Origin of the sequence: Streptomyces sp. NPDC051677 (assembly GCF_044453465.1) — a bacterium.
Taxonomy (GTDB): domain Bacteria; phylum Actinomycetota; class Actinomycetes; order Streptomycetales; family Streptomycetaceae; genus Streptomyces.
In genome coordinates this window covers 1-24,231 of sequence record NZ_JBITCT010000077.1, presented here as the reverse complement: position 1 = coordinate 24,231, position 24,231 = coordinate 1, and the positions used below count along the sequence as shown (strand labels likewise).

The 24,231-nt window shown below is 69.1% G+C and carries 22 protein-coding genes and 1 pseudogene; 17 read left to right on the top strand and 6 right to left on the bottom strand.

The genetic code is table 11. The features are described from left to right. Nucleotides 1–186 precede the first annotated feature (186 nt). The 3 genes from ACIBAF_RS45510 to ACIBAF_RS45500 all read right to left on the bottom strand — a co-directional run bounded on the left by ACIBAF_RS45510 (nt 187) and on the right by ACIBAF_RS45500 (nt 2,749). Nucleotides 187–1,704, bottom strand: coding sequence for a LacI family DNA-binding transcriptional regulator (locus ACIBAF_RS45510; RefSeq protein ID WP_399472067.1), 1,518 nt, complete (start codon nt 1,702–1,704; stop codon nt 187–189). 27 nt (nt 1,705–1,731) lie between these two features. Then, nucleotides 1,732–2,106, bottom strand: coding sequence for a helix-turn-helix domain-containing protein (locus ACIBAF_RS45505; protein WP_399472065.1), 375 nt, complete (start codon nt 2,104–2,106; stop codon nt 1,732–1,734). Between the two features lie 127 nt (nt 2,107–2,233). Further along, entirely contained in the window at nt 2,234–2,749 is a 516-nt protein-coding gene (locus ACIBAF_RS45500; protein WP_399472063.1) for a helix-turn-helix domain-containing protein, read from the bottom strand. 301 nt (nt 2,750–3,050) lie between these two features. Between ACIBAF_RS45500 and ACIBAF_RS45495 the strand changes: the two genes are divergently transcribed. The 4 genes from ACIBAF_RS45495 to ACIBAF_RS45480 all read left to right on the top strand — a co-directional run bounded on the left by ACIBAF_RS45495 (nt 3,051) and on the right by ACIBAF_RS45480 (nt 7,957). Continuing rightward, a complete protein-coding gene (locus tag ACIBAF_RS45495; RefSeq protein ID WP_399472061.1) occupies nt 3,051–4,337 on the top strand; it encodes a DUF3631 domain-containing protein in 1,287 nt (428 codons plus the stop codon). A gap of 204 nt (nt 4,338–4,541) precedes the next feature. Continuing rightward, a complete protein-coding gene (locus ACIBAF_RS45490; protein ID WP_399472059.1) occupies nt 4,542–5,420 on the top strand; it encodes a DUF2637 domain-containing protein in 879 nt (292 codons plus the stop codon). A 171-nt stretch (nt 5,421–5,591) separates the two neighbouring features. After that, the gene (gene mobC / locus ACIBAF_RS45485; protein WP_399472057.1) at nt 5,592–6,251 is read left to right on the top strand and encodes a plasmid mobilization relaxosome protein MobC; all 660 of its coding nucleotides are present in this window, start codon (nt 5,592–5,594) and stop codon (nt 6,249–6,251) included. Continuing rightward, nucleotides 6,248–7,957 carry a relaxase/mobilization nuclease domain-containing protein gene (locus ACIBAF_RS45480; protein WP_399472054.1) on the top strand — a complete coding sequence of 570 codons (1,710 nt, stop codon included), beginning with the start codon at nt 6,248–6,250 and terminating at the stop codon, nt 7,955–7,957. Before mobC ends, ACIBAF_RS45480 begins: the two co-directional genes overlap by 4 nt. Here ACIBAF_RS45480 and ACIBAF_RS45475 read toward each other — a convergent pair whose 3' ends face one another. Beyond that, nucleotides 7,958–8,503, bottom strand: a complete 546-nt coding sequence (locus ACIBAF_RS45475; protein WP_399472052.1) for a flavoprotein — start codon at nt 8,501–8,503, stop codon at nt 7,958–7,960. Next, nucleotides 8,500–9,771: a helix-turn-helix domain-containing protein gene (locus tag ACIBAF_RS45470; RefSeq protein ID WP_399472079.1), complete on the bottom strand. Its 1,272-nt coding sequence runs from the start codon at nt 9,769–9,771 to the stop codon at nt 8,500–8,502. Before ACIBAF_RS45470 ends, ACIBAF_RS45475 begins: the two co-directional genes overlap by 4 nt. A 177-nt stretch (nt 9,772–9,948) precedes the next feature. Here ACIBAF_RS45470 and ACIBAF_RS45465 point away from each other — a divergent pair, with 177 nt between their 5' ends. The 13 genes from ACIBAF_RS45465 (at nt 9,949) to ACIBAF_RS45405 (ending at nt 22,769) form a co-directional block, all read left to right on the top strand. After that, on the top strand, nt 9,949–10,377 hold the full coding sequence (locus ACIBAF_RS45465) for an ATP-binding protein (RefSeq protein WP_399472050.1): 429 nt from the start codon (nt 9,949–9,951) through the stop codon (nt 10,375–10,377). A gap of 39 nt (nt 10,378–10,416) precedes the next feature. Further along, nucleotides 10,417–11,700 carry a UDP-N-acetylglucosamine 1-carboxyvinyltransferase gene (locus ACIBAF_RS45460; protein ID WP_399472077.1) on the top strand — a complete coding sequence of 428 codons (1,284 nt, stop codon included), beginning with the start codon at nt 10,417–10,419 and terminating at the stop codon, nt 11,698–11,700. Next, nucleotides 11,697–12,923, top strand: coding sequence for a metallophosphoesterase (locus ACIBAF_RS45455; RefSeq protein WP_399472048.1), 1,227 nt, complete (start codon nt 11,697–11,699; stop codon nt 12,921–12,923). Before ACIBAF_RS45460 ends, ACIBAF_RS45455 begins: the two co-directional genes overlap by 4 nt. Then, nucleotides 12,920–13,459, top strand: coding sequence for a dCTP deaminase (dcd, locus tag ACIBAF_RS45450; RefSeq protein WP_133910749.1), 540 nt, complete (start codon nt 12,920–12,922; stop codon nt 13,457–13,459). The genes ACIBAF_RS45455 and dcd overlap by 4 nt, the downstream gene beginning before the upstream one ends. Beyond that, nucleotides 13,456–13,992, top strand: a complete 537-nt coding sequence (locus ACIBAF_RS45445) for a dCTP deaminase domain-containing protein (protein ID WP_133910750.1) — start codon at nt 13,456–13,458, stop codon at nt 13,990–13,992. The genes dcd and ACIBAF_RS45445 overlap by 4 nt, the downstream gene beginning before the upstream one ends. Then, nucleotides 13,989–15,110, top strand: a complete 1,122-nt coding sequence (locus ACIBAF_RS45440) for a glycosyltransferase family 4 protein (protein WP_399472045.1) — start codon at nt 13,989–13,991, stop codon at nt 15,108–15,110. The genes ACIBAF_RS45445 and ACIBAF_RS45440 overlap by 4 nt, the downstream gene beginning before the upstream one ends. Nucleotides 15,111–15,253: 143 nt before the next feature. Further along, complete coding sequence (locus ACIBAF_RS45435) at nt 15,254–16,300, top strand: serine hydrolase domain-containing protein (protein ID WP_399472075.1); 1,047 nt, start codon at nt 15,254–15,256, stop codon at nt 16,298–16,300. A gap of 83 nt (nt 16,301–16,383) precedes the next feature. Further along, nucleotides 16,384–17,016 carry a DUF4365 domain-containing protein gene (locus tag ACIBAF_RS45430; RefSeq protein ID WP_399472043.1) on the top strand — a complete coding sequence of 211 codons (633 nt, stop codon included), beginning with the start codon at nt 16,384–16,386 and terminating at the stop codon, nt 17,014–17,016. 1 nt (nt 17,017) lies between these two features. Further along, nucleotides 17,018–18,148 (top strand): hypothetical protein, encoded by a 1,131-nt coding sequence (locus ACIBAF_RS45425; protein WP_399472040.1) that lies wholly within the window; start codon nt 17,018–17,020, stop codon nt 18,146–18,148. 294 nt (nt 18,149–18,442) lie between these two features. Next, nucleotides 18,443–20,986 carry an ATP/GTP-binding protein gene (locus ACIBAF_RS45420; RefSeq protein WP_399472038.1) on the top strand — a complete coding sequence of 848 codons (2,544 nt, stop codon included), beginning with the start codon at nt 18,443–18,445 and terminating at the stop codon, nt 20,984–20,986. 124 nt (nt 20,987–21,110) lie between these two features. Beyond that, nucleotides 21,111–22,004 (top strand): phosphorothioated DNA-binding restriction endonuclease, encoded by an 894-nt coding sequence (locus tag ACIBAF_RS45415; RefSeq protein ID WP_141594967.1) that lies wholly within the window; start codon nt 21,111–21,113, stop codon nt 22,002–22,004. A gap of 64 nt (nt 22,005–22,068) precedes the next feature. Then, nucleotides 22,069–22,347 (top strand): CopG family transcriptional regulator, encoded by a 279-nt coding sequence (locus ACIBAF_RS45410; RefSeq protein ID WP_039657654.1) that lies wholly within the window; start codon nt 22,069–22,071, stop codon nt 22,345–22,347. After that, on the top strand, nt 22,344–22,769 hold the full coding sequence (locus tag ACIBAF_RS45405; RefSeq protein ID WP_141594968.1) for a PIN domain-containing protein: 426 nt from the start codon (nt 22,344–22,346) through the stop codon (nt 22,767–22,769). The genes ACIBAF_RS45410 and ACIBAF_RS45405 overlap by 4 nt, the downstream gene beginning before the upstream one ends. A 472-nt stretch (nt 22,770–23,241) precedes the next feature. On the opposite strand, the pseudogene ACIBAF_RS45400 reads toward ACIBAF_RS45405, so the two are convergent. Continuing rightward, nucleotides 23,242–23,742: pseudogene (locus tag ACIBAF_RS45400) on the bottom strand (tyrosine-type recombinase/integrase); the annotation flags it as partial. Nucleotides 23,743–24,231: the final 489 nt, after the last annotated feature.

Below are 24,231 nucleotides of genomic sequence, written 5' to 3'. Positions count from 1 at the left end.
GGTCCCCTGCCCGGCGCAGGAAGCCACGGCTATCGGCCCCGCACATGCCATGGCTCCGGGAGGAAGCCTTACCCAAGGGCAGGGAGCGACACGGCCATCTGAGCCCAGCACCAACACACAAGAAGGGAGAGCCCCGACCGCGTTGCGGTCGAGGACATCTCCCCTGCCGAGTCCGCTCGACTTGTGCTACTGAAGCGCTCCCTGACGCGCTCCCAGGAGTCCATCGAGGACGCGCACTGGTGACGTGGGACTCATCGCAAGGCGGGCGTCGAGTGCCGTTTCCCACTGATCGGTCAGCCCGATCATGAGGCGCTTGCGCATGCCAGGGGTGACATGGGCATAGCGCGCCGAGATCGAGCCGTCGATGTGTCCCATGCGTTGGTCCATGAGGACCATCTCGGTGCCGAGGTCCTCCATCAAGGTCCGGTGGGTGTGGCGAAGGCCGTGGGGTGTGAGGCCCTTGGCGATCGGGAGCCAGCAGGCGTCGGCCCGCGCACTGGCGCCACGTCCTCGGGCCGGGACACCGGGCCACGGCTCGCAGAGCAGCGGTACGGGGCGGGCCTCCTGCGGTGCCTTCTTCGGGTACCAGCCGGAGACCGCCGGGGTGAACAGCCACGTCGCGAAGCCGTTTCGGCGCCAGTGGGCAGCGTGCTCCGGAATCACGCCGCCTCGCACGAACCCCAGGTCCGCGATGGCCTGCTCCACCCTCACCCGCTTGTCTTCGGTGACTCGGTCGGGGTGGTTGAGGACGTTGGACACCGTGCCCGTGGAGACTTCGGCACGGCGTGCGACATCGACGAGCTTCGCACCCTGGTGGCCGCCGGTGCGAGCCGCGCCCTGCCCCCGGAAGACGTAGGTCTTGCCATGGCACGGACAGGGTGTCGGCTTCGTACGGGCGACGTGGTTGGCGACCAGGGCCGACAGCCAGTCCATCGCATCGATGGTGCGGTAGCTGTCGTCCTTGGGCGGACAGCGGACGAACTCGCCCGTGTCGAGTTCGTACAGCTGCCACTCGACGCGCACGGCACCGGACCGGGCGAACTCCGTTTCCAGACCGACGATTTCGCCCCAGCGCATGCCGGTGTAGCCCTTGAGGACGACGGCGACGAACTCGTCGTCGCGGCCGGAGAGCAGGGCTGCCCGCTCGGCGGTCAGCAGGATGCCGAGGGGGTCGGTGACGACCTTCTCCGGACCGCGGTCGCGGGAGCGGCCGGCACGCTTGCCGCGCCCGCGCCGCCTGGCCGCCGGGTTGGAGACGATCAGGCCCTCGTCGATCGCGTCCTCGAAGATCAGATGGAGCGTCGAGCGCCAGGTCTTGACGCTGGAGGCCGCGTACACGGCCTTCTCCTTCTTCTCCCACAGGTCGACGTCCGTCCGCAGGATGCCGGCGAGCGCCTTGTCCTCAAACTCGGGGAGCAGGTGCTCCTCGATGTGGCGGCGGTAGTTCTGCATGGTCGAGGCGGCGAGGTCCTGGGCCTCGTACCAGCGGTTCGCGTACTCGCCGAAGGTCTCCTGGCCGAGTGCCGGGTCGCGCCAGTCGCCGCGCCGGTACTTGTTCTCTGCCTCGGCCGCTGCCCGTTGCGCCTCGCCCTTGGTGGCGAACCGGATCGCCTTGCCGGTCTCGTCGACGACCGTGTTGTGCTTGCCGGGCGCGGTCTTGTACCGACCGCGCCAGTAGTTTCCGCGCTTCTCCGCGAAACCCACGTACCCCTCCCCTTCCTCGTCCTCGTGTTACGCGGCGGTCCCGAACTGGCCCTGGCGTGTTCGGCGTGGTGGCCGGGCGCGCAGGCGAGCCGGGGTCGCGGCAGACCTCGGGGAAGGCTGGGGAGTGGGTGCTTTGGGAGCGGGAGCAGCCGCCGAGGGCTGCTGCGGGGAGGCAGGGCGTGCCTCATGCATGCGGATGATCTCGGCGAGGTGCTCGCCGGTGAAGCGGTAGGCGCGACCGACCCGCGTGAAGGGGATGAGCCGCCGCCGGGCGCGGTCCTTGACCCACCAGGCGGAGCAGCCCAGGACGGCCGCGACTTCCTCGGGGCGATAGAGGCGCGGGAGGGCTGAGTCGGCGCGCGAAGTCGGTGCGGAGACAGGGGGTATTGCGGGTTGGCGCAAGGGGTGAGTCCTCTTCTGGCGGGCATGGGTGCGGCAACACCGGCCCGCCGGCAGATCGCCTGAGATGAGGGGGTGAGATGCCCGTGCTGGGGGTTTGCGGGCCCAGGACGGGAGCAGGAGTCGGAGGCTATGCCTCGTCGGACGAGCCGGTGGCACGGTGCTCGCCGGGCGGCGGCCCGTACGTCTCCAGCAGGTGCTTGGTGGACGCCTCGGCCATGGCGTTGGAGACCATCACGTCCGCTTCCTCGCGGATGTCGGGGTGCTCGGCGAGGTACGCGTCCAGGGCATCACGCGCCTTGGTAAAGGCGGCGTTGGCCCGCTGGGTCTCGCGGAATGCGTCCACAACGGTGTCGATGAGTTCCATGGCGCGGGCCTGGGCGGCGAGTTGCGGGGGGCCGACGAGGTTGCGCAGGTCGAGGCCGAAGACTTCGGCGAAGCCGATGACCTCGTCGAGGTTGATGCGGCGCTTGCCGTTCTCGATGCGCCAGACCGCGGACGGGTTCATTTCGAAGCCGGCCTCGTTCAGGCGGTCGGACAGGGCGTTGGTGCTCCAGCCGCGCGCCTCCCGCTCCAACTTGATGCGCACCGCGACGTTCGCCTCACCGCTGAGCAGCACACCCTGCGGGGCGTCTTCGTCGGTCACGGGGCACCTCCTTCCGTTCGTAGCAAGCCACTGCCGTATGCAGCAACCCCACCACAGTAGCATGCTTCCTGCGAGATGCAGAACACTTCTGCGATCGGCAATTCATGTGGCACACTGGTAGCCCCACCGCAGTAGCCCGAGGAGCCCTCACGACCCACGTCCGACAAAGCCGCAAGCAAAAAGCCCCCGGCTGTCACCGGGGGCCAAGCGCAAACCTCTCAACCGCCATCCCTAGCGATCGACCCGCGTGGCCGGGATTGCCGTCCCGTATGGCCCGCGAGCAGAGGAGCTGATGCCAAGTATGACCGATACTCAGCCGAATACGCCATCCCTCCAGGCCGACGGCACCCCGCCGAGGCCACCGGCTGCCGCAACCGACCAGCAGCCAACTCACACCGCGCCGCCCGCCGACGAGGTCCGCAACGACGGACCCGATGTCGTGCCTGTGTCCGAGGGGGCGCAGATACTGGCTGACCTGCGGGCCCGGATCAAGCGGTTCGTCGTGATGCCGAGCGAGGAGGCCCTCACCGCGGTGACCCTGTGGGTGGCGGCCACCCACATACAGCCCGCGTGGCAGCATGCGCCGCGTCTGGCGGTGGTGGGGCCGGCGAAGCGGTGCGGCAAGTCGCGGCTGCTCGATGTGGTGACCGAGACCGTGCATGCACCGCTGATCACGGTCAACGCCAGCCCGGCGGCGATCTTCCGCTCGATCACCGCCGAGGATCCGCCCACGCTCCTCGTCGACGAGGCCGACACACTGTTCGGCACCGCCAAGGCGGCTGAGCGCAACGAGGACCTGCGTGGCCTGCTGAACGCCGGCCACCAGCGCAACCGGCCCACCTTGCGCGTCACGGGCCCGGAACACACGCCGGTCGCCTTCCCGACGTTCGCCATGGCCGCTCTGGCGGGCATCGGTGACCTGCCCGACACGATCATGGACCGGTCGGTGGTCATCCGGATGCGCCGCCGGGCACCGGGCGAGACCGTCGCGGCGTTCCGCACCGGGCGGGACACCCCCGCCCTGCATGCCGTCCGCGACCGCCTCACCGCCTGGCTTCAGCCTCTACGCACCGAGGCGATTGACATCGAGCCGGACATGCCGGTCGAGGACCGCGCCGCCGACACCTGGGAGCCTCTGGTGATCGTCGCCGACCTCGCCGGAGGCGACTGGCCCACGCTGGCCCGTACGGCCTGCCGGGTGATGACCGACCATGAGTCGGGCAAGGACGCGGACGCAGGACTGCGCACCCGCATCCTGATCGACATCCGGCGGGTCTTCACCGCCGAGCGCGACCCCGCAGCGCTGCGCACGAGCCGCCTGCTCGAAGAGCTCAACAGCGACGAGGAAGCGCCGTGGGCCGAATACGGCCCTACCGGGCTGACCTCGCGCCGCCTCGGGATCCTGCTGGAGGACTACGGCATCCGTCCGGGCAATCACCGCTTCCCCGGCGGTGTCCAGGCCAAAGGCTACGCCCGAAACCAGTTCCTCGACGCCTGGGCCCGATACTGCCCCGCACCGGCGGCTGAGACAGCGAAACAAGCCGAACCCGGCGAAGCCGCAGGATCCGCCACCGGCACCGCAGCCTGACCCAACTCGACCCGTCACACCCGTCCCCGCGCAGGTCAGCGCCGGGACGGGTGACCGGCCCGCAACGGGTCAACCCGACATCGCCATGCCTCCCGTACCTGCCCTGACCAGGCACGCAACGGGTGGTACGAGTCGCCGCGCCTCACGGCGGCCACGCGTCCTGCGCCGGGGCCGCCGCCCGAACCCCACCTGGAGTGCTTCCGCTTGACCTCTCGCACCGCCACCACCGCGCCCTCCGCCATACCGGGTACCGTCGCGATCCGCTTCGGCATCGCCCTGCTCGCCGCGGTGGCCTTCGTTCTCTCCTACGACGCCCTGCGTCAGATGGCCGTCGCCATCCACATCCGCGGACTGCTCACCTACACCTTCCCCCTCGTGATCGACGGCTTCATCGCCATCGGCATCGGCGCCCAGCTCATGCTGCGCACCGCCCCGCTGCACTCCCGGCTGTACGTAGGGGCACTCGTCGGCCTGGCCACCGGGGTGAGCATCGGAGCCAACGCCGTACACGCCATCCGCCTCAACCAGCAGACCCGCCCAACCGGACTGCACCTGGACAACGCCACCGTCGGCGCCCTTTCCGCCCTCGCCCCACTCGCTCTGGCCGGCGCCGTCCACCTCTACCTCGTCATACGACGCCACCCCACACCTCACCCCCAGGAAGCCGACGCCACCGCACGCCACAACCCTGCCAACCGCAGCCACAACGACGTCCGCCCCACTGCCCCTACCGACGACAACTCCGATCAGCCGGAGCCGACGGATCTCGACGTGGCGCGGGGTTACGCCGAGGTGGCACAGGACGCCGCCGACGTGCCGAAGCACGCGCAGCCTTTCGCCGAGCCGGAAGGCCAGCAGCACCACACCGTGTCCGACGAACTCCTCGCCATCGCCCGAACCGCGCCGCTGGGACGCGGAGGCCGTGCCTCGCGCCGCCACATCGAAACGGCGATCCGCAGCAGGAGCCTCCCCCTCAGCAGGGCCGACGCAGAAACGATCAAGAACCTCCTGCAGGCCGAACTCGACGAGGCCGCCCTCCAGCGGAAGGACGCCCTCGACGAAGCCCCCGCTGTCGCCCTCTGAGCCCCTTCGGCCGCCCCATCGCTTGTCCCGCTCGACTCGCACCACTCGTCCCCGCGCAGGTCAGCGCGGGGACGGGTGGCCGCCCCGCAACGGGTCAACCCGGCATCACCATCCCGCCCACTTCACCCCTGACCAGGCAGCCAGTCACCAACACCCCACGGAGACCGCCTCATGCACCACCCGCACCACGAAGCCCCCACCACCCAGCAGGAGATGACCACCACCCCAGCCACCCGGCCAGCAAGGTATCCCGCTGGACCGTCCGCAGGCCGGCCCCACGGGGAAGCCTCCGCCCCGGGGGTGGCGGAGGAGCTCGGGCACCAGGGGGTGCCCGAGGGGGAACAGCCCGTGGGCCCCGCCGCTGCCGATGTGCCGCAGTTGCCGCGTGCTGCCGAAGCCGCCGCCCTGCACCGTGTCGCTCGACGTCGCAAGCCCGACCCGAACGGCCAGCGCAAGCAGCGGGTCGACGCCCGCTACAGCGTCGACGAGAAGACCGAGATCCTCGCCATGGCCCGGTCACTGAACATCGCCGGCGCCCACTACGTCGGCGCCGTCGTCATGGCCCACGTCCATGGCGACCTCGCCCTGCCCGGCCAGCGCACCCCGCTCGACGACTACATTGACGAACTGACCGCCCTCCGTGGCGAAGTCGCCAAGATCGGCCACAACATCAACCAGATCGCCAAGAAGCTCAACTCCGGAGGCCATCCACACCCTGTGGACACCGCACTCCTGACCCAGGCCGAGCGCACCCTGGACGCCGTCGGCGCCACAGTCCGCCACATCGCGGCAGCCTCGAACGAGGCCGTCTCCAAGAAGGCGGCCCGGTGATCGCGAAGATCAGCAACGGCAAGGAGACCGCGGGCCTGATCCGGTACCTGTTCGACACGAAGAAGGCCAAGGACCACACCGACCCGCACCTGGTCGCCTCGTGGGACGGCTTCGCCCCCGACCCCGGCCGCTCCGAGGACGCCGACGCCACCAGGAGGCTCCTCGTGGCCGACCTGGACCTGCACGTCAAGCAAGCCAGGCGACTGGGCCGCGCCCCCGAGCAGCACGTGTGGCACTGCTCCATCCGCGCTGCCGAGACCGACCGCCACCTCAACGACGACGAATGGGCCGACATCGCCCGCCGCATCGTCGCCGCCACCGGCATCGCACCCGACGGCGACCCGGACGGCTGCCGCTGGGTCGCCGTCCGCCACGCCCCCGACCACATCCACATCGCCGCCACCAAGGTCCGGGCGGACCTGCGCACCGCACGCCACTGGAACGACTACCACACCGCCGACCGCGAACTCGCCGCCATCGAGAAGGAATACGGCCTGCTCCAAGTGGTCCGCGGGGACCGCACCGCCGCCAAACGGCCCACCCGCGCCGAGCAGGAGAAGGCCCGCCGCGCCGGCCACGACAAGACCGCCCCTGAGCGGCTGCGCGCCACCGTGCGCACGGCCCTGGCCGCCGCCTCCAGCATGGAGGAGTTCGTGCACCTGCTCCGCCACATCGACGGCATCCTCGTCGAGATCGTGCACTTCCCCTCCGGCGACGTACGCGGCTACAAGGTCGCACTCGCAGACGACGCAGGCGGCCCGATCTGGTACTCCGGCTCCAAACTCGCTCCGGACCTGTCCTTCCCCAAGATCCAAGAACGCTTGGCGAACATCGAACCGCAGCGCGCCTACCAGCCGGGCCGGCGCAGGCCCAACCCCTGGCACCAGGCCAGCGCCGCGACCGAGCGCATCCCCCACCACCTCGCCCAGGGCGATGACGAAGCCGCCCAGGCCCACCTCGCTGTCTTCGGCGAGGCACTCGACGCCCTTCCCCTTCTCGCACCCCAGCACCTGCGCCCCCAACTCCGTGAGGCGGCGTCCGCGTTCGAGCGCGCCACCCGCTCCCGCATCCGGGCCGAACACCATCACGCCCGAGCACTGCGGGGCGCCGTACGCGCCATGCTCCGCGAGCCCGCTCCCAAGGACGGCGCCGCCCTGGCAATGTTTCTCGACGTCGCGATCCTCGTCGTCATCGCCGCCGCCCGATGGCACCAGCTCCGCCACCACGACCAGCAGGTCGGCGCCGCCCAGCAGACCCTGCTCCACCTCCAGGCCGCCTACGAACAGGCCGCAGCCGCACCCCTGGCCGTCCTCGCCCAGCACCGGCCGCCCCAGCAGGCCGTGGACCGGCACATCCGCCACCTGCACCACGCCGTGCCCGATCACGTGGAGCAAGTCATCGAAGACCCCGCCTTCGACGCTCTCACCGCTGCCCTCGCCGAAGCCGAAGCCGCAGGCCACGACCCGGAACAGCTCCTCCAGCAGGCCGCCGACCAGCGGGCCCTGGACGACGCCCGCCGCCCCGCACGGGTACTGACCTGGCGCGTCGAGCGCCTCAGCGCACGGCCGGCACCCAGCGCACAAGCCCGCGCAGCACAGGCCCACAGCCCAGCCTGGGCCGACAGCGCAGCACAGCGCCCCATCCCTCCGGCCCACGAAGCAGCCGCCGCCCCGGCCCCGCAACCGCCACGAGCACGGCGGCGCTGATCACGACCGCACCGACAGTCTGGGGGCGAGCAGCTCCAACCCTTCCTCCCAGCGGTAGCGGTCGGCCCCGCCGCCGGCCTTCGGCCGGTGCGGCTCGTACGAGCCAATCAGGACGCCCATCTCGCGCAGCCGCTCCAGACTCTGCCGGTATGCGGGGTGGGCGGCCTGGGCCGAGTTCAGGTACGGCAGCACAGCGATCGGGACGTCCATGGCGGGCGCTTCGCACAGGATGCCCAGCGCGAGATTGTCAGAGATCCCCGCCGCCCACTTGTTGACCGTGTTGAACGTGGCTGGGGCGACCGCGATCGCGTCCGCAGGCCGAGTCGGGCGCGGCTCCCCCGGCGACCGCCAGGCCGAGCGGATGGGGCGGCCGGTCTGGACCTCGACCGCCTCCGCGTCGAGGAAGCCGAGCCCTTGCGGGGTGGCGATGACCCCGACGTCCCAGTGCCGCTCCTGTGCCGCGGTGATCAGCCGACCGACGTCGGCGGCGACCCCGGCCGCGCAGACCACGATCTGAAGGAACGGCTTGTCGGGCTGATCACTCACGCGGGCACTCCCAGTTGGCGGCTGAAGTGGTGCAGCTCGGGCAGTGCCCGGCGGCGGTCGCGGGCTGCCATGTCGGCGACCAGTTCGCGTACGGCCGGGCGGCGCACGTCCTGCGCCGCGCAGCTCTCGGCGATGCGCAGGGCCTGGTAGCCGTCGGCGAGTCTGCCCTGCTGACTGTAGGCGCGCGCGGTCTCCACCCAGAGCGCGGCCCGGCGCTCAGGGACGGGAATGTGCCGCCGCATGAGCGGCCGTGCCGTTTCCAGGGCGATGCCCGCGTCGCCGAAGGAGACAGCCGCGCTGACCTCATGGAGGGCGACGTTGGTAGGGCTGAAGTTCGCCCATGCGTCCGGCCGGTCGAAGGCCACGTAGCGAGCTACCTCCTTGGCCTCGGTGAGGAAGTCCTGGGTGGTGTCGCGGTCGCCGTTTCTGCTGGCGGCGGTCGCCCCACGGAGCAGCAGCAGACCAACCGCTGCCAGGTACCGGGGCGAGCGCTGGTCGTAGGAGCCGGTGAGCTGGTCGGCGGTGTGGCGGATGATGCTCACGGCCTGGGCGGTGTGCTTCTCCCGCACGAGAACGTGAGCGTGCACGCGGACACTCGCGGCGAGGACGACAGGATCCCCGGACCGCTCCGCCTCGGCCATCGCTCGTCCGGCCGCAAGCCAGGCGTTGCCCTGATCGGCTCGCTTCAGCAACAGACTCACCGACGTCTGGTAGGCGGTCGCGAGCAACCCGGACGCCTCCGCCGAGCTGGACGAGCCGTCGGCAGCCTGGCGCAGGTCGGCGATCAGACCTGGCAGGGTCTGCTCAAGTTCGGTGTAGTCGCACGTGCAGAACATCCGGCGTACAGCTCGTGCCCGGTCCCGCAGCTCGTCGATCCCCAAGGCTTGCCCGGTGGCCGTAGGGCTCGTGCCTGGCAACAGGACCTGGATCAGATCGTGATGTGCTGCGGTCGACGAGGGCGGAGCTGCGAGCGCGGCGACGCTCGCGGCAAGGAAGGTACGGCGGTGCATGTCCTCGGTTCCGGGGTCGGCGGGGCTGGCGTCGGGGCCGGGCGCGAGGCCGAGACGGTGCGGCGGAATCTCCAGTACCTGCGCGATCTCGCGCAGCACGCGCACGTCCTCCGTGCCCCTGCCGCTCTCCAGGCGGCTCACCTTCGACTGGTGATACCCCAGTGCGGCGGCAACGTCCTTCTGCGAGCGCCGCTGTAACACGCGTGCCTGTCGGATCACTTCGCCGATCCGTCTCGCTTCACTCTGTGCATCGGCCATCTGTGCCACGGCCCCTCCTGCCGTCGCCGATCCTGCCTGCTCAACCGAGCGTAACCGAGCGGCGATTGACCGCGATGCAGCTCCTGCATAAGTGATGCAGCCCCGGCACACAGCGTGGCCCCGCCTGCCTCCGGAGCGGTTGCGTGGAGTGGCCGCACCGATCCAGGAGGGCCGCTCATGGAAGCGCATCAGATCCGTATCCCCGTCTCCAGCACACCCGCTGCTGCCGCATCCGCGCGGCAGCAGCTCGCGGCCGGGATACGAGGTTGGGGCCTCGGCGATCCTGAGCTCCTGGACACGGCGGAGCTGGTGGCCGGAGAGCTGATCACGAATGCGGTGCGGCACGCGGGCGACGGTCCGATTGCGGCCGGCGCCCGCCTGCACGACGACGCTCTGCTGATTGAGGTGACCGACGCCAGCGCCGACGTCCCGCGGGCCGGCCTGCCGGATGCGGACGACGAGGGCGGCCGGGGTCTGTTCCTCGTCGCGGCGCTCGCGGATCGACACGGATTCGACCCGACGCCGTCCGGCAAGCGCTGCTGGGCCGAGTTCAAGGTCAGCGCACCACTCCTGCCCGCACCGTCCCTTCCCCTGCAGAGGAGTTGACTGTTGACAGCCGTACGGATTCCTCCGGTCGCCGCCGAAGTGGTCGCCGTCCGACCCAGTAGCCCGCTTGCCGGATCCGTCACCGTCGACGGGTCCAAGAACGCGGCTCTGCCCCTGTTGGCCACCGCGGCGGCCCTGCACCGCCCGGTGCATCTGGGCAACGTTCCGGCGAACACAGATGTCGAGACGATGCTCACGCTGCTCCAGCAGGCCGGCTGGCACACAGCCCGCCCGGTCCGCGATGCGCACCCCACGGTGCTCCTGCCGAGCGACAAGCCCCAGTCGGGTCCCGATCCGGAGGTCGCCGCCCGCATTCGGGCCTCGTACTACCTCGTACCGGCTCTGCTGGGCGCGTACGGGCGAGCCAGCCTGCCGTGGCCGGGCGGCTGCCGGATCGGTGAGCGCGGGATGGAGCAGCACTTCAAGGTCTACGAGAACTTCGGTGACCGTACGACCGTCGATGATCATGGCTACCTCGTGGAGGCAGGCGCAGGCCGGACCGGGACGGTGTCCTTGGCGCTGCCCTTCCGGTCCCGTGGGGCAACCGTCGCGGCCCTCCTACGCGCCGTCGTAGCAGGGCGACCTCTGCGGCTGGGCCAGCCCAACCTCTCGCCCGAAGTGCTCAGCGTCGTCGAGGCGTTGCAGACGGCCGGATGGGAGTGCCGGGTCAGCGAGCCCGTCCTGGCGCTCGCCCCGCCCACGTCCGTGTCCGGGGAACCCCTCGCCTGGGCGGTGCCCGGGGACAAGGTCGAAGCCGGAACACTGGCGTGCGCAGTTGCTGCGACCGGCGGTGCCGCGAGCATCCTCGGCGTGCGCAGCGACGACGTTGCACCCCTGGTCACGGCACTGCGATGGCTAGGCATCTCCGCCGACATCGAGGGCGACGCCCTCACCATCCAGGCCCACAACGCCGAGCCGACCGGCCGGCCGCTGCGTGCCATCGCCTCCCTCGCCCCCGGTGGCCTGGATGCCGACTTCGAACCATCGCTGATGGCCCTGGCCCTCATCCTGCCCGGCACCCACCTGTTCGCCGATGCCATCAATCCCGGCCGCCACAGCAACCTCCTGCCTCAACTGGCCTGCCTGGGAGCCGAGATCCAGGAACTCTCCCCCACCGAGTGCCGCCTCACCGGTCCGCAGCGACTGACCGGCGCCGGAGTGGAGGCCACCGACATCCGCACGGGCTCCGCTCTGCTCATCGCCGGTCTCACCGCTCACGGTGTCACCACCCTCGGCGGCCTCGAACAGCTCCGTCGCGGCCACGCCGACCTGCCCACCAAGCTGCACGCCCTGGGTGCCGACATCTGCGAGGTCACCCCGTGAGCCGGCGACTCCGGCGGATCACCGCCACGACCGACGTCCACTCGTCCTTCGACGCAGCCACGCCGATGCTCACCTTCCTCCACTCCGCCAGGCCCGAGAGCCTGATCGTGGACTGCGGTGACTTCTTCGAAGGCACCGGCTATTACCGCTTCGGCAAGGGCCAGATCGAACGCGATGTCCTCACCAGCCTGTACGACCTGCTGGTCCCGGGAAATCATGGCTGGCCGCACTACTTCGAGCCGGGACTGCACGAGATGACCGTGTGCGCGAACTCGGTCGACGACAGCGGTGAGCCCCTCTTCAACCGCGTACGTATCAAACGCATCGGCGGCCGTCGAGTCGCCGTCACCGGGGTGATCGGCGCACAGGCGTTCAACGCCATCCCAGCCGACCAGCGCACGGGCCACCGCGTCACCGATCCGGTCCAGGCTCTGCGCGAAGTGATGCTGGAACGCCATCACCACACCGACGCCTGGATGGTGCTGTCCCACTCCGGCTTCGAGGAGGACCTGAGACTGGCCGTCTCCTGCCCGTTCGCAGACGTCATCTTCTCCGGGCACTGCCACAGCGACAGCTACGGGCCCGTACATGTCGGCGACACGCTCGTGGTCAAGGGACGCGAACTCGGCGCCGGATACGCCGTCGCCGAACCGCTCGGTGCCGACTGGGCCGCACGCACCGCCACGTTCCCCGACAGCAGCAGGCTTCCGGACGAACTCGGCCGTCTCAAGGAGCAGATCGCTGTCGTCGGCCGGATGCTCGCTGCCAGCCTCGGCACCGTGAACGCTCCCTACCGGGGAACGGAGCTGGACCGTCACCGCCTTCTTCAGGAGATCGCCCTCCGACTACACAGCGGGCTGGGCGCCGGCGCGGTCGTCCTCAACGAAACCGCTCTGCGGCCCGTCCGCCTTGGCGACCAGCTCACGCTCGGGGACCTGCTGGCCATCGAGCCGTTCGACAACCAACTCGTCCACGCCTTTCTCCCAGGCCCGTACCCGGAGGACCCGGACAGCCTGCTGGTGCACCTGGCCGAGCAGGTCGGTCCCCTGGCCATCGCTCCCCGGCCGTTACTGGAAGGGACTCGGTCAGTGCTGACCACCGACTACCTCGCCGACACCTACCTCGGCGGACGCACCCACCGGGCCGGACTCCGGCTCGGCCAGGCCATCCGCCGCACCATCGCCACCCCGCTGACTGAAGAGAAGGGAGAGGCCACTCGATGATCCTCACAGGCCCCGAGATCACCGCAGCCGCCCACGACGGACGCTTAACGATCGCGCCCTTCGAAGCGGAGCAGGTCAACCCCAACAGCTACAACGTCCGCCTCGGCCCCACCTTGCTGACGTACACCTCAGCGGTCATCGACGCCCATCAGCCCAATCCCACGACGGCGATCCAGATCGGCAAGCACGGGTACGTGCTCCAGCCCGGCGAGCTCTACCTCGGCCACACCTTCGAACAGGTGGGCTCCGACATCTTCGTACCCCTCCTGTTCGGCCGCTCCTCGGTCGGCCGACTCGGGCTGTTCGTCGAGATCACGGCCCCGATCGGCGACATCGGCTTCCACGGGCAGTGGACGCTGATGCTCACACCGGTCAGGCCCCTGCGGGTGTACGCGGGCATGAAGATCGGCCAGATCATGTTCTTCGTCTCCACCGGCGACATCGATCTCTACCGCGGCAAGTACCAAGCTGCCGCAGGCCCCCAGCCTTCCCGCTACTGGCGAGACGTGGCCAGCATCCGGGCGGTCGCCTCATGATCCTCACCGGCCCTGCGATTGCCGCCGCCATCTGGGCGGGCGAGATCACCATCGACCCGTACGACCCTGCCCGCCTCTCCCCGAATGCCTACGACTGGCGACTCGGCGACACGATCCGCATCTGTGACGGCGACTTGGACGCAGCCGCCCCCACCTCGTTCACCGAGCTGACCATCCCCTCCTCCGGCCTGGTGCTGAAGCCCGGGGTGCTCTACCTCGGCGTCACGCTGGAAAGGACCGGCTCGGAGACGTACGCGCAGATGCTCAACGGCGACCGCACCATCGGCGCGCTCGGCATCTGGGTCCACGTCTCCGCCCCGCTCGGCCACCAGGGCCACGCCATCCGCTGGACCCTGGAGATCCGCGCCACCAGGCCCGCCCGCATCTATCCGGCCATGACCTTCGGCAAGCTCGTCTTCCTCACCGCCTTCGGCACCCCGGCCAGTTACCAGCAGCAGCGCGCCAAGTACGCCGTCACGGACGGCATCGACATCTCCCGCCTGTACGAAGAGATCACCCAAGGAGCGCTGTGAGCCCTCTCGTGCACCCGGCCCCCGGCCCGCTGGCCGCCACCTGCCTGGACCTGCCCGCCGGAAGCCCTGGCGGCAGCGTCGAACTCTTCCTTGACCTCTACACCGGCGACAAGCCCCTCATCCCCGCGCGGGCCTTCATGCTTGCTCCGGCCGGTACCAACCCCCGCCCACCAGCTGGGCTCGACCTGCTCCCCGTGGCCGGTAAGTGCCTGGAAGGACCGGGCTTCGGTCGCTACGTCACCGCACTCCGCAAGGCCCTCGCGAGCGCGATCGACCCAACCCAGATCGGTGTCCTGCACCTGCAACACCTCACCTTCGGCGCCACTCCTGCCCTCATCCGGGCACTGCCAGCACACCCCCGCATCGCTCTGGTCCACGGCACGGACCTGATCTTCGCCGAGGCCCACCGCGACCAGCTCCAAGTCCTGCGTGAAACCGTCAGGGCCGCCGACGCCATCGTGGTGCCCACCGACGCTATGGCCGACCACCTCCTCAAACTCGCCCCGCTAACCGACCGCCGAAAACTCACCCACATCCCCTGGGGCATCCCCGACCACCTGCTCACCGACCCGCCGACCCGGGACGCCCGAACCTCGACGAGTCACCTACGACTGCTGTACGCAGGACGGCTGACTGCCGAGAAGGGCGCCGAGGCCCTGGTCAGGAGCCTGGCCCCCGTCCAAGGTGTCGAGCTGAGCGTTGCCGCGCCCCGAGCACAGTTCCACGCACTCGCCCCGCTGCTGCGGCGGGCACGCGTAAGGGCTCGCTACCTCGGCTGGCTCCGCCGCCCACAGCTGTGGAAAACATTCACCCAACACGACGTGCTGGTCATGCCGTCGACCACCCTGGAAGCCATGGGCCTGGTCGCGCTGGAAGCCCAAGCCTGCGGGCTGCCCGTCCTCTACCAGCCCGTGCCCGGCCTCAGCGAAGCCCTCGCCGCTTCCGGCGTAGCCACCGACTTCACCCACTCCGCCGCCCTCGCCCGCGACCTGGACCGGCTGCGAACCGCCCCCGGACTGCTGCCGGCCCTACGGCAGGCGGGCTATGCCAACGCCGCCCGCTACCCGCTCTCGGCGACCGCCCAGGCCCTGACCGACCTCAGTCGCCAGCTCGCCTGAACAGGGCGAGCGTCACCGCCAGCGACAGCCCGACAAGATGAGCGCACGTGCCGCGGCCGATGCCCGACACGCCTTTGCCCACCTGTCCTACGCACCTCACCTCACTACGCTGGCCCGGGATGCCCACGGCGAACAGGGAGACCATGACGTACCGCACCGACCACATCGAACAGCTGCTGAGCGAAGGTGTCCGCGACAAGGTCTACCCGGGCGCTGTGTGGGCCGTGGGCGACACCACCGGTATCCGCGTTCAGGGCACAACCGGTGTCCTCGACCCTGATGAGCCACACGTACCGATGCGGTCGGACACCGTCTTCGACGCCGCCAGCCTCACCAAGATCCTCGCCGTCTGGTCCTCCATCGGAGCCCTGTGGGAGGAGGGAAAGCTCGAACTCGACGTCCCCCTCGACACCTTCTGGCCGGAGGTCGACGGCCACCCGCTAGGGGCTGTGACGGCCCGCCACCTGCTGACCCACAGTGCCGGCGTCCCCCTGCGGGCCCAGCTGAAGAACCTTTACGGCACCGATCCGCAGGACGTCCGCGACGGCGTTCTGCACGAGGCCCTCCACCGTCGGCCCGGCGAGGCCGTCGAGTACACCGACCGCGCAGCCCTCATCCTCGGGTACCTCGCCGAGTACCTCTCCGGACAGCGCCTCGACGAGTTCGCCACGTCGCGGACATGGCAGCCGCTGGGCATGGATTCCACCCTCTTCGGGCCGCTGCCCCCCGATCTGGCCGCCCGCTGCGCGCCGACCGAGTTGGACCAGGACACCGACACCCACCTCAAGGGTGTCGCCCACGACTTCTCCGCCCGGCTTCTGGGCGGAGTGTGCGGCATCGCCGGCGCCTTCACCGTCCTCGGTGACGTCGCTGTCTTCCTCCGGTACATGCTGGACACCGTTGCTGCCACCACCAGCCGTGCGGGATTCGGCTCCGCCTGGACCGCGGAATCGCTGACCGTTCAGACCGGCGCACTCGAGCCTGTGCGCGGCCTGTTCTGGCACCCCGCTCCGGGGACCAGCCTCTCCGACGACATCTGGGTCCACTACGGGTTCACCGGCACCGGCATGTGGATCTCGCCCCGGCAGCACCGATGGGCGGTACTGCTGACCAACAAGCTCTACTACACCCGCGACCGCCAGCCTCTGGCCGACGTCCGCAACGCCTTCCGCGGCATGGCATTTCACTGACGCCCATGGACGTCTGGGCACAGGCGACAACCAGGTCCGATGTCACTGTCAGTGGCCGCCCTTAACTTAGGGAGCGTGAAACCGTGCCCGGCCAGGTGATGGGGGTGGACATGACATCGTCAACTGTGGCTGGCAGTAAGGCGCTTGAGGCCCTATTTCCACATTCCCCCTCCACCTCTATCCTCGCGATCAAGCGTCGAGGAGGGGGCCGCGTGGCGGGTGGGGCGACAAGCTGGCAGAAGGAACAGATCAGCCGTGCATACGTTCATGCCATCGCTTCCCAAGGCGGCTACACCGTAGGCGATTGGAACGTCGACAAGGACGGAGTGGACGTCACACTCCGGGATCGCGGTCTGATGGTCGACATTCAACTCAAGTGCACCGAGAGCCCCCGCACTGTCCGGGGCGGGTACAGCTTCGACCTGGACATCGATACGTACAACAAGCTGCGCAGCACGGAGCGCTCGGCGCCCGGCCATCTGGTCCTCCTGGTAGTCCCACCCAACCTGGAGTTATGGGTCACCCAGCATCAGGATTCGGTCGTACTGGCCTGCCATGGGTACTGGGCATGCCTGCACGGTCGGGAGGCGGCGAACAGCAGCGCCACTACAGCGATCAGCCTGCCGCAGGAACAGCAGTTGACGGCGAAGTCCATGCGCTCCATGTTCGACATGGCGCGGAGCATTCTCCTGTCCGGCAGCACGGCGGTGAATTGACATGGCCACCGACGAACTCCCCTTCGGGCCTGACGAGATCCGGAGCTACCTCAAGGTCACTGGCTGGTCCACGGTCTCCGGCAGCGACGTGGCGGAGCTCTGGCGCCTGCCAGGACCGACTGAGGAAGTCGTGCTCGTACCCATGAAGCCGGGCGCTCCGGACTTCACCAAACGAGCGCGCATCCTCGTGGCAGACCTGGCGCGCATCAGCTCCGAGGACACACGGACGGTTCAGGACTCCATCGCGTCCGTGTTCCACGATGTCACGGACCTCAGGGCCTCCCACCCATCCCTGCGAGATGGCTCCATCCCACTGGACGCCGGATTCGAGCTGTTCCAGTCCGCCAAGCGACTCCGGGTGGCCTCAGCCGCATCCACGATCCGCCGCCAAGGCCACTTCCGTAACTTCCCCACCCGAGCCCGGGAACAAGCCCGCGATGTACGGCTCGGACAGACCCGTAAGGGCTCGTACATCGTGCCCATCATCAGCCAGGCCCGCTCACCTCTGGACGTGTACGAGCGAGGACAGAACCAGATCGACATCGAGGTCGAGGAAACACTCTTCGATCGGCGGGTCACCGCCACCATGTCGCGAGCGCTAGGCGTACTGGAGGAGATGGCGGGCACCGACAGGGTCCCCACCCCCAGTGAGATCACCGACTCCATTGGGGAGGGCGTCTCCTACGAGTTGTGCCAAGCGCTGTCGAAGGTCGTGAACAGCGAGGCAGTCGACAGCCTGGACATCACGTTCAACTGGTCTCGGGTGGCGGCGGCACCGGCCGGCACTCCCCTTGAGGTCGAATTCAACCGCGAGGCCATCGCCATCGTGGAAAGGGTGTCCGACCAGCTCAAGACAAGCGTCTACAGCCGCGAGCATGTGATCTACGGTCTGGTGACAGACCTCAGGCGGCACCCAGACGACGAAACGGGGAAGGTGGGCGTCCAGGCCCTCCTCCAACGACGCAGCCGCACCATCTGGATGGATCTTCCAGACGCCGATTACCACACAGCAGTCCGTTGCCACGACACCGGCACCGCAGTCCGCGTGCGCGGCGTGCTGACGAGCCCGCCCGGAGGCACCGCCACAATGATGGTCGTCGACTTCGGTCCTGATCCGTCCCTCGGCCAGTGAGACTCAATGCGACGCTCAACTCAGGACAGGTCGGCGACTCCATCAGCCCCGGAGCGGTTCACTGCCACGTGCCGGATGCGACCTGCACACCCTGCCTGAATGCGGGCTTGCCAGGCTGCCCTCAAAGGAGCATAGATTGGCTCCAGTTGATCGTCAGGGGGAGCGGTGGCAGGGCGGGACCTTCGAACGCTGTTCAGCTCGAACGACCGGAGCATCGCCGCCAGTGAGGCGTTCACGAACCGGCAGGCACAGTGGCAAGCGGTGACCGCCGGCCTCGCTGCGCACATACGGCACATGACCCGTGCGGACTTCGACGTGGAGGACCTGGAGGCTCCCCGCCGCAACATCCTGGTGTTCCACGGTGTGGGCGGTATCGGCAAGTCCACGCTCTCCCGCAAGATCGAGGCGTCGCTCGCCGGCAGCGAGCACCGCCCTGTGCAATGGGAATCGCCGTCCCACCCCGAGGAGCGGACTCTGCCGGTCCGCATCGACCTCGCGCGCGCCGCGGCCATGGACTTCGAACGCGTCATCCTCACCATCCGACTTGCCGTCGCCGCGCTCGGCCGGCCGATGCCCGCCTTCGACCTCGCCCTGCGCCGCTACTGGGAGCACAACCACCCGGGCGAACCGATCGAGGACTACCTGCGCCGGGGCGGGCTGCTGAGCCGCTTCAGCGCCGCTGCCGCCCTGCCGCAGCAGATGCAGTCGGCCCTCAGCGACGTGGCCCAGGCGCTGCTCCTGCCCGGCACCGTCGGGGGCGCACTCGGCCATGGGGCCGGCGCGCTCATCAAGGCGTTACGCGAGCGGCGCCAGTCCGTACGCGCCCTCACCGGCTGCTCGCGCCTGGCCGACCTCCTGGAAGCCGAGCCCGACCTGGACGCCCTCAGCTTCTACCCGCACTTGCTCGCCTGGGACCTGGCCCAACTTCCGGCCGACAAGAGCGCGCTACCCGTGATCCTGCTGGACACCTTCGAGGACACCGGCGACCGCACCCACCGCGACTTCGAGCGCCTACTCCAACGCATCGTGTGGCTGATGCCCAACGTGTTCTTCGTCGTCACCGGACGCAACCGCCTTCAGTGGGCGGAGACGAGCCTGGAAGGGCAACTCGACTGGACCGGGCCGAACACTTGGCCCAGCCTCGTCTCCGACGCAGCAAATAGCGGGTCAGGTGTATCCGGCCGCCAGATCCTGATCGGCGACTTCTCCCCTGAAGACTGCGAGGACTATCTGGCCCGCAGGCTCAGCCGCGACGGGCAGCCGCTGATCGACGAACCGGTCCGCCGGATCATCGCCGAGCGCTCCCACGGGCTGCCCCTGTACCTGGACCTGTCGGTCATGCGTTACCTGGAACTTCGACGCGGCGGCACGCAGCCACAGGTCACCGACTTCGACCACGACTTCCCCGCACTGATCGCCCGTACCCTCAGCGACCTGACCGCCGAGGAACGCGACGTACTCCGCTCGGTCAGCCTGCTCGACGCGTTCTCCGTTCCTCTGGCCACCCAGGTCGCCGGCATGAACCACGACGCGCCCGCCCTACGCTTGACCGAGCGCCCCTTCATCCGGGAGTCCCCCTCCGGTGTGTGGCCCTTCCATGTCCACGACCTGATCCGCGCCGCTATTCGCAACGCGGACGACGGCAGTGACGACCGCTGGTCTGAGCAGGACTGGCAGCGCGCGGCCCAGCGCGCCTTCGGTGCCCTGGAATCGCAGTGGCGCCAGGACCTGCGACGTGACCGCGCCGTGCTGGTCGGCTGTCTCCAGCAAGGGCTGCTCCTTGCACGGGACTTCCGTCTCGATCTCGGCTGGCTCGCCGATGCCGCATTCCAGTACGTAGGGGACTCCGTCTGGGAACCGCTGGCACTTCCCGCAGCCGATGCCAGGTCGTCGGACGGCCTGCAGACCGCGGCGGACGCCCTGGTGGAAACACTCAGCGCCATCGCCAGGCGCCAGCACGAACACCGTGAACGCACAGCCGGTCGACTCTCCGCCGTCCTTGCATCGCAACTGCTCCCGGATGACCTGGTCGAACTGGCCACGTACTACCTGGCGAAGGCCCAGCGGGACCTCGGCCTGACCCATGATTCGCGGCGAGGCATGCAGCGTGTCGCCTCCGCCGACGGTCGGCTCGCTTCCGCCGCTCGACGGGGCCTGGCACACCTGAGCCGACTGTCCGGAGATTTCCCTGCGGCGGTGGAAGCCGCTGGGAGGCTGGGCTGGGAAGGGCGGCACCATCGGGTGCTGGGAGACGTGTGGTGGGTGCAGGGAGACATGGAGCGGGCGACCGCCGCCTACCTGGCAGCCAGGAGCGAGGCCGAAGAACACGGTGCGGCCGGCGAGACCGCCATGGTCCAGGCGCATCTCGCCTTCGCCGTCTCCTTCGCCGACCCGCTCCGCGCCGACGATGAACTCGACCTGGCGGACCGGCTGCTGTCGCGCCTCAGCCTGCGCTCCAGCGAGATGACCGCTCGCATCGCCGCACTCGTACGCGACGCCGGGTTCGACGCAGACCTGCCCGACCGGGCGGCCGTCCTGCTCGCCGAAATCGGCGTCTCCGGCATTTCCTACGCCGCGGCGAAACTGCAACTGGCCCTGTGCTTCCACCACGCCGTCCTCGACAACCAGGACGACCTCACCACCGCGACCACCCGTCTGCGCGAACTCACGCAGAGCGGCGACTACGCCTACTACGTCGAGATCGCGCACTTCATGGCCGGCCTTCCGTTCCCCGAGCACACCGCGCGAGCACGGTGGATCGACGGAGAACGACAGACTCGCGAACGATGGCGGCACCTGGTTGAGAACCGTCGCAGTCGCCTCGGCACGACTCGTTAGGCCGCAACGGGCAACGTCGCACGAAGCCAGTGACCCCACGATGTCCGGGCGCCATCTGGGAGTCGACCCGCTCCCCATGCCCCCTCGAAACCACCGCACCCCAACGCCACTACGATCGCCGGTCATGGACTGGCTGGAGCGTGCCGCGAAGCTGAGGCAGTGGAGCAGAAGCGGGACCCGCGCTCCGCACAAGCCGCTGCTGTTCCTGTACGCGCTCGGGCGTTTCCAGCGGGACGCCGACGGTGAACTGCGGTACAGCGCGGTGGAGGACGACCTCAGACGGCTGCTGGCCGAGTACGGTCCGCCCAACAGAACGACGCCCGCCTACCCGTTCCACCATCTGGTGAGCGATGGCGTGTGGGAGGTGCGCACCGATCGCGGACCGGGCAGCCCCGGCAGTGGCGTGCGGGAGCTGCGGGAGATCGGAGCCGCAGGGCGGCTGACGCCGGAACTACGGGCGGCGCTGCGGCGCGAGCCGTCGTTGCTCGGCCGGATGGCACGGGTCCTGCTCGACCTGAACTTCCCTCCCTCGCTCCACGGCGATCTCTGCGAAGCCGTCGGCCTGGAGCTGGAGCCGACGGAGAGCGAACAGTTCTCGGCCGTGCGCGGGCGGCGGGATCCCCGGATGCGGGAGCAGGTCCTGACGGCATACGAGTACCAGTGCGCCTTCTGCGGCTACGACGGCAGGATCGGCGCGGTGCCGGTCGGGCTGGAGGCCGCGCATGTGCGCTGGTGGGCGTTCGACGGCCCTGACGACGTCGACAACGGCCTGTGCCTGTGCTCGCTGCACCACAAGCTCTTCGACAAGGGCGTCCTCGGCATCGGTGACAGTCACCGCATCCTGGTCTCGCAGCGCTTCGTCGGCCACAGCCCCGCCGCCCGCGAGCACGTCATAGCGCTCGCCGGCCGCCCGCTCATCGGACCTCAACCGGGTGCCAGTCCCGTCGCGGCGGTCCACCGCTCCTGGCACACCAGCCAGGTCTTCCACGGCAGCCCACGCCCCGCCCCGGCCGCCTGATCGCCGAGCGCCTATCACGTGACCCGCTGGTAAGGAGTGCGATACCGGGAGTATGGTCTCTCGTATGGCGACGAAAAAGGTAACCGTGACGATTCCCGAGGATCTCCTGGACGAGATCCGCGCGGACGCGGCAGAGCGGGGCCTGTCGGCGTATGTCGCCGAAGCGCTGCGCTTCAAGCGTGACCGGGACCGGCTCCTGGAACTGGTCGACTGGCTGCAGGAAGAGCACGGCCCCATCACCGAGGACGAGCATGCGGCAGCGCTCGTCGAGCTGGACGAACTCGACGCCGAACACGAGCGGCGTCGAACCGCCGGAAAGCACAACGCCGGAGAGGCTGCGTGAAGAAGCGAGCCGCCGAGCACGGACAGCGACCCCTCCGCGTCTTCGTACTGGACTGTGAAGCCCTGTCCCTTGCGGTACGCGGCGACCGGAAGATGATCGCCTGGCTCGACCTCGCGGCACGCGGGGAGGCCGAAGTGGTGACGTCCCCGATGACACTGGTCGAGGCGTACGACGGCAGAACGACCGAGCAGCGCTGGGACTGGGTACTGTCCCGGCTCCAGGTCGTCGACATCGGGAAGGACGAGGCCCGCCAGGCGCGTCGCCTCCTGGCCGACGCCAAGTTGCACGGCCACAAGTACGCGATCGACGCCGTGCTCGCCGTCATCGCGCGACAGCAGAAGGGACAGGTCACCGTCTTCACATCGGATGTCGACGACCTGGAGAAGCTGGTCCCGGACACGATCGTCGTCAAGAAGGTCTGACCCGACCCGCGCCCCTCCAGCGCCCGCACCCACGCTGGTGAGCACCCGCGATGCCATCGCGTACTTCGTCCGGACCACATCGGCAGTCTCCGACGCCAGGCAGCGGACGGCGAATAGAGCGGCCGACTCGACTTCCTGGCACCGGTGGGCCGGTGGATTGCCTTCGGATCGCAGGGCTGACTCTCCAGCACCATCCAGGCAGCAGCACCCTTGGGAGCCATCTGGGAGCCGCCCTGCTCCCGATACCCCCTCCACACCACCCGAGACCAACCGGGACCACCCACCTGACCTGCACAAACGCAATCCAGGCAGGAAAGATCATTAACCGATCCTCATTCGGGACGAAGAGGTCGTGGGTTCAAATCCCGCCACCCCGACAGTGAAACACCAGGTCAGGCCCTGGGAGTAAATTTACTCCCAGGGCCTGATTCGTTGTGAGTGGCTATCTGCGTGACTAACGTTTCCCGCGCGCCTACGACCGCCGGTCTTGAGTGCCGAAGATGCCGTCCATGACCACGGCACCGGTATGAATCACGGGGCGGATCTGCTTCCGGTAGACCTCCTCGGTCACGGCCGTACCGGAGTGGCTGACGAGCCGGGAGATCTCCTCCAGTGGGAGGCCCCGGTCGGAGAGCAGGAACACGAAGCTGTGCCGGAGCTCCCGAGGCGTCCACTCGTCGGCATCGATCCCGTCGACGTCCTTGAGCGCCTGGCGGAAGGCGCGGCGGACGTTGGCAGCGTCGAGCGGCTTACCCACGGCCGACGAGAAGACCAACCCATGTTCCTCCCACTTCTCGTCAGCGGCGAGGCGGTCCCAGCCCTGATCTTCGAATTGCTGCCAGAGGGCTTCGACGCAGCGCGCCGGCAGAGCGAGGGTGCGCCGGGACTTCCGGGTCTTGGTGTCCCCGCTCTTCCGGACCGAGCGCCAGACAGCGATGTGGGGAGGCTGCGGCGGGTCCATTTCGGGACGACCGAGGTTGGCCGTGGCGATCCAACGCTGTCTCTTCTCGTCCCAGTGCAGGCCACCGTCGCCACGGCTACGACGCTTGGTCATCAGGCCGCGTCTCCCATCTGGTGCCGGATGAAGGCGCGTACGGCGTCATCGGGGATGCGGCGGCAACCGGAACCGGCCTCTCCAACGCCGAAGCCTGGCTCGCCGCGCCGAGAGCCCTGGACTGTGCCCATCACGCACACCAGGCGCCCGACAAGCTGGGAAGCCGGGTCTTGTGTCCGCAGAGGCCGGGTGTGAGTAAGCAGGTGTGTTGACTTGGGCCGCCCCCGCGGGCACGGGGAGCCAGAGGGCGTCTATGCGAGGTGGATCGCCTGCGCCATCATGATCTGGATGGACGCTCGGTTTCTTGGGGCATGGAGCAATGCTCAGGACTTGTGGATCAGCTCCTCTGGAGGACGCGCGAGGGGCGTACCTTCCCGAGTGAGTGATCGTCAAGTCACCGAGTAGGCC

Excerpts from the sequence above, each read along its gene's own strand:
- ACIBAF_RS45470 (WP_399472079.1), bottom strand. The coding sequence starts at position 9,771 with ATGGCCGATGCACAGAGTGAAGCGAGACGGATCGGCGAAGTGATCCGA.
- ACIBAF_RS45425 (WP_399472040.1), top strand. The coding sequence starts at position 17,018 with ATGGCCACCGACGAACTCCCCTTCGGGCCTGACGAGATCCGGAGCTAC.
- ACIBAF_RS45445 (WP_133910750.1), top strand. The coding sequence starts at position 13,456 with ATGATCCTCACCGGCCCTGCGATTGCCGCCGCCATCTGGGCGGGCGAG.
- ACIBAF_RS45435 (WP_399472075.1), top strand. The coding sequence starts at position 15,254 with ATGACGTACCGCACCGACCACATCGAACAGCTGCTGAGCGAAGGTGTC.
- ACIBAF_RS45495 (WP_399472061.1), top strand. The coding sequence starts at position 3,051 with ATGACCGATACTCAGCCGAATACGCCATCCCTCCAGGCCGACGGCACC.
- ACIBAF_RS45415 (WP_141594967.1), top strand. The coding sequence starts at position 21,111 with ATGGACTGGCTGGAGCGTGCCGCGAAGCTGAGGCAGTGGAGCAGAAGC.
- ACIBAF_RS45410 (WP_039657654.1), top strand. The coding sequence starts at position 22,069 with ATGGCGACGAAAAAGGTAACCGTGACGATTCCCGAGGATCTCCTGGAC.
- dcd (WP_133910749.1), top strand. The coding sequence starts at position 12,920 with ATGATCCTCACAGGCCCCGAGATCACCGCAGCCGCCCACGACGGACGC.
- ACIBAF_RS45465 (WP_399472050.1), top strand. The coding sequence starts at position 9,949 with ATGGAAGCGCATCAGATCCGTATCCCCGTCTCCAGCACACCCGCTGCT.
- mobC (WP_399472057.1), top strand. The coding sequence starts at position 5,592 with ATGCACCACCCGCACCACGAAGCCCCCACCACCCAGCAGGAGATGACC.
- ACIBAF_RS45420 (WP_399472038.1), top strand. The coding sequence starts at position 18,443 with ATGACCCGTGCGGACTTCGACGTGGAGGACCTGGAGGCTCCCCGCCGC.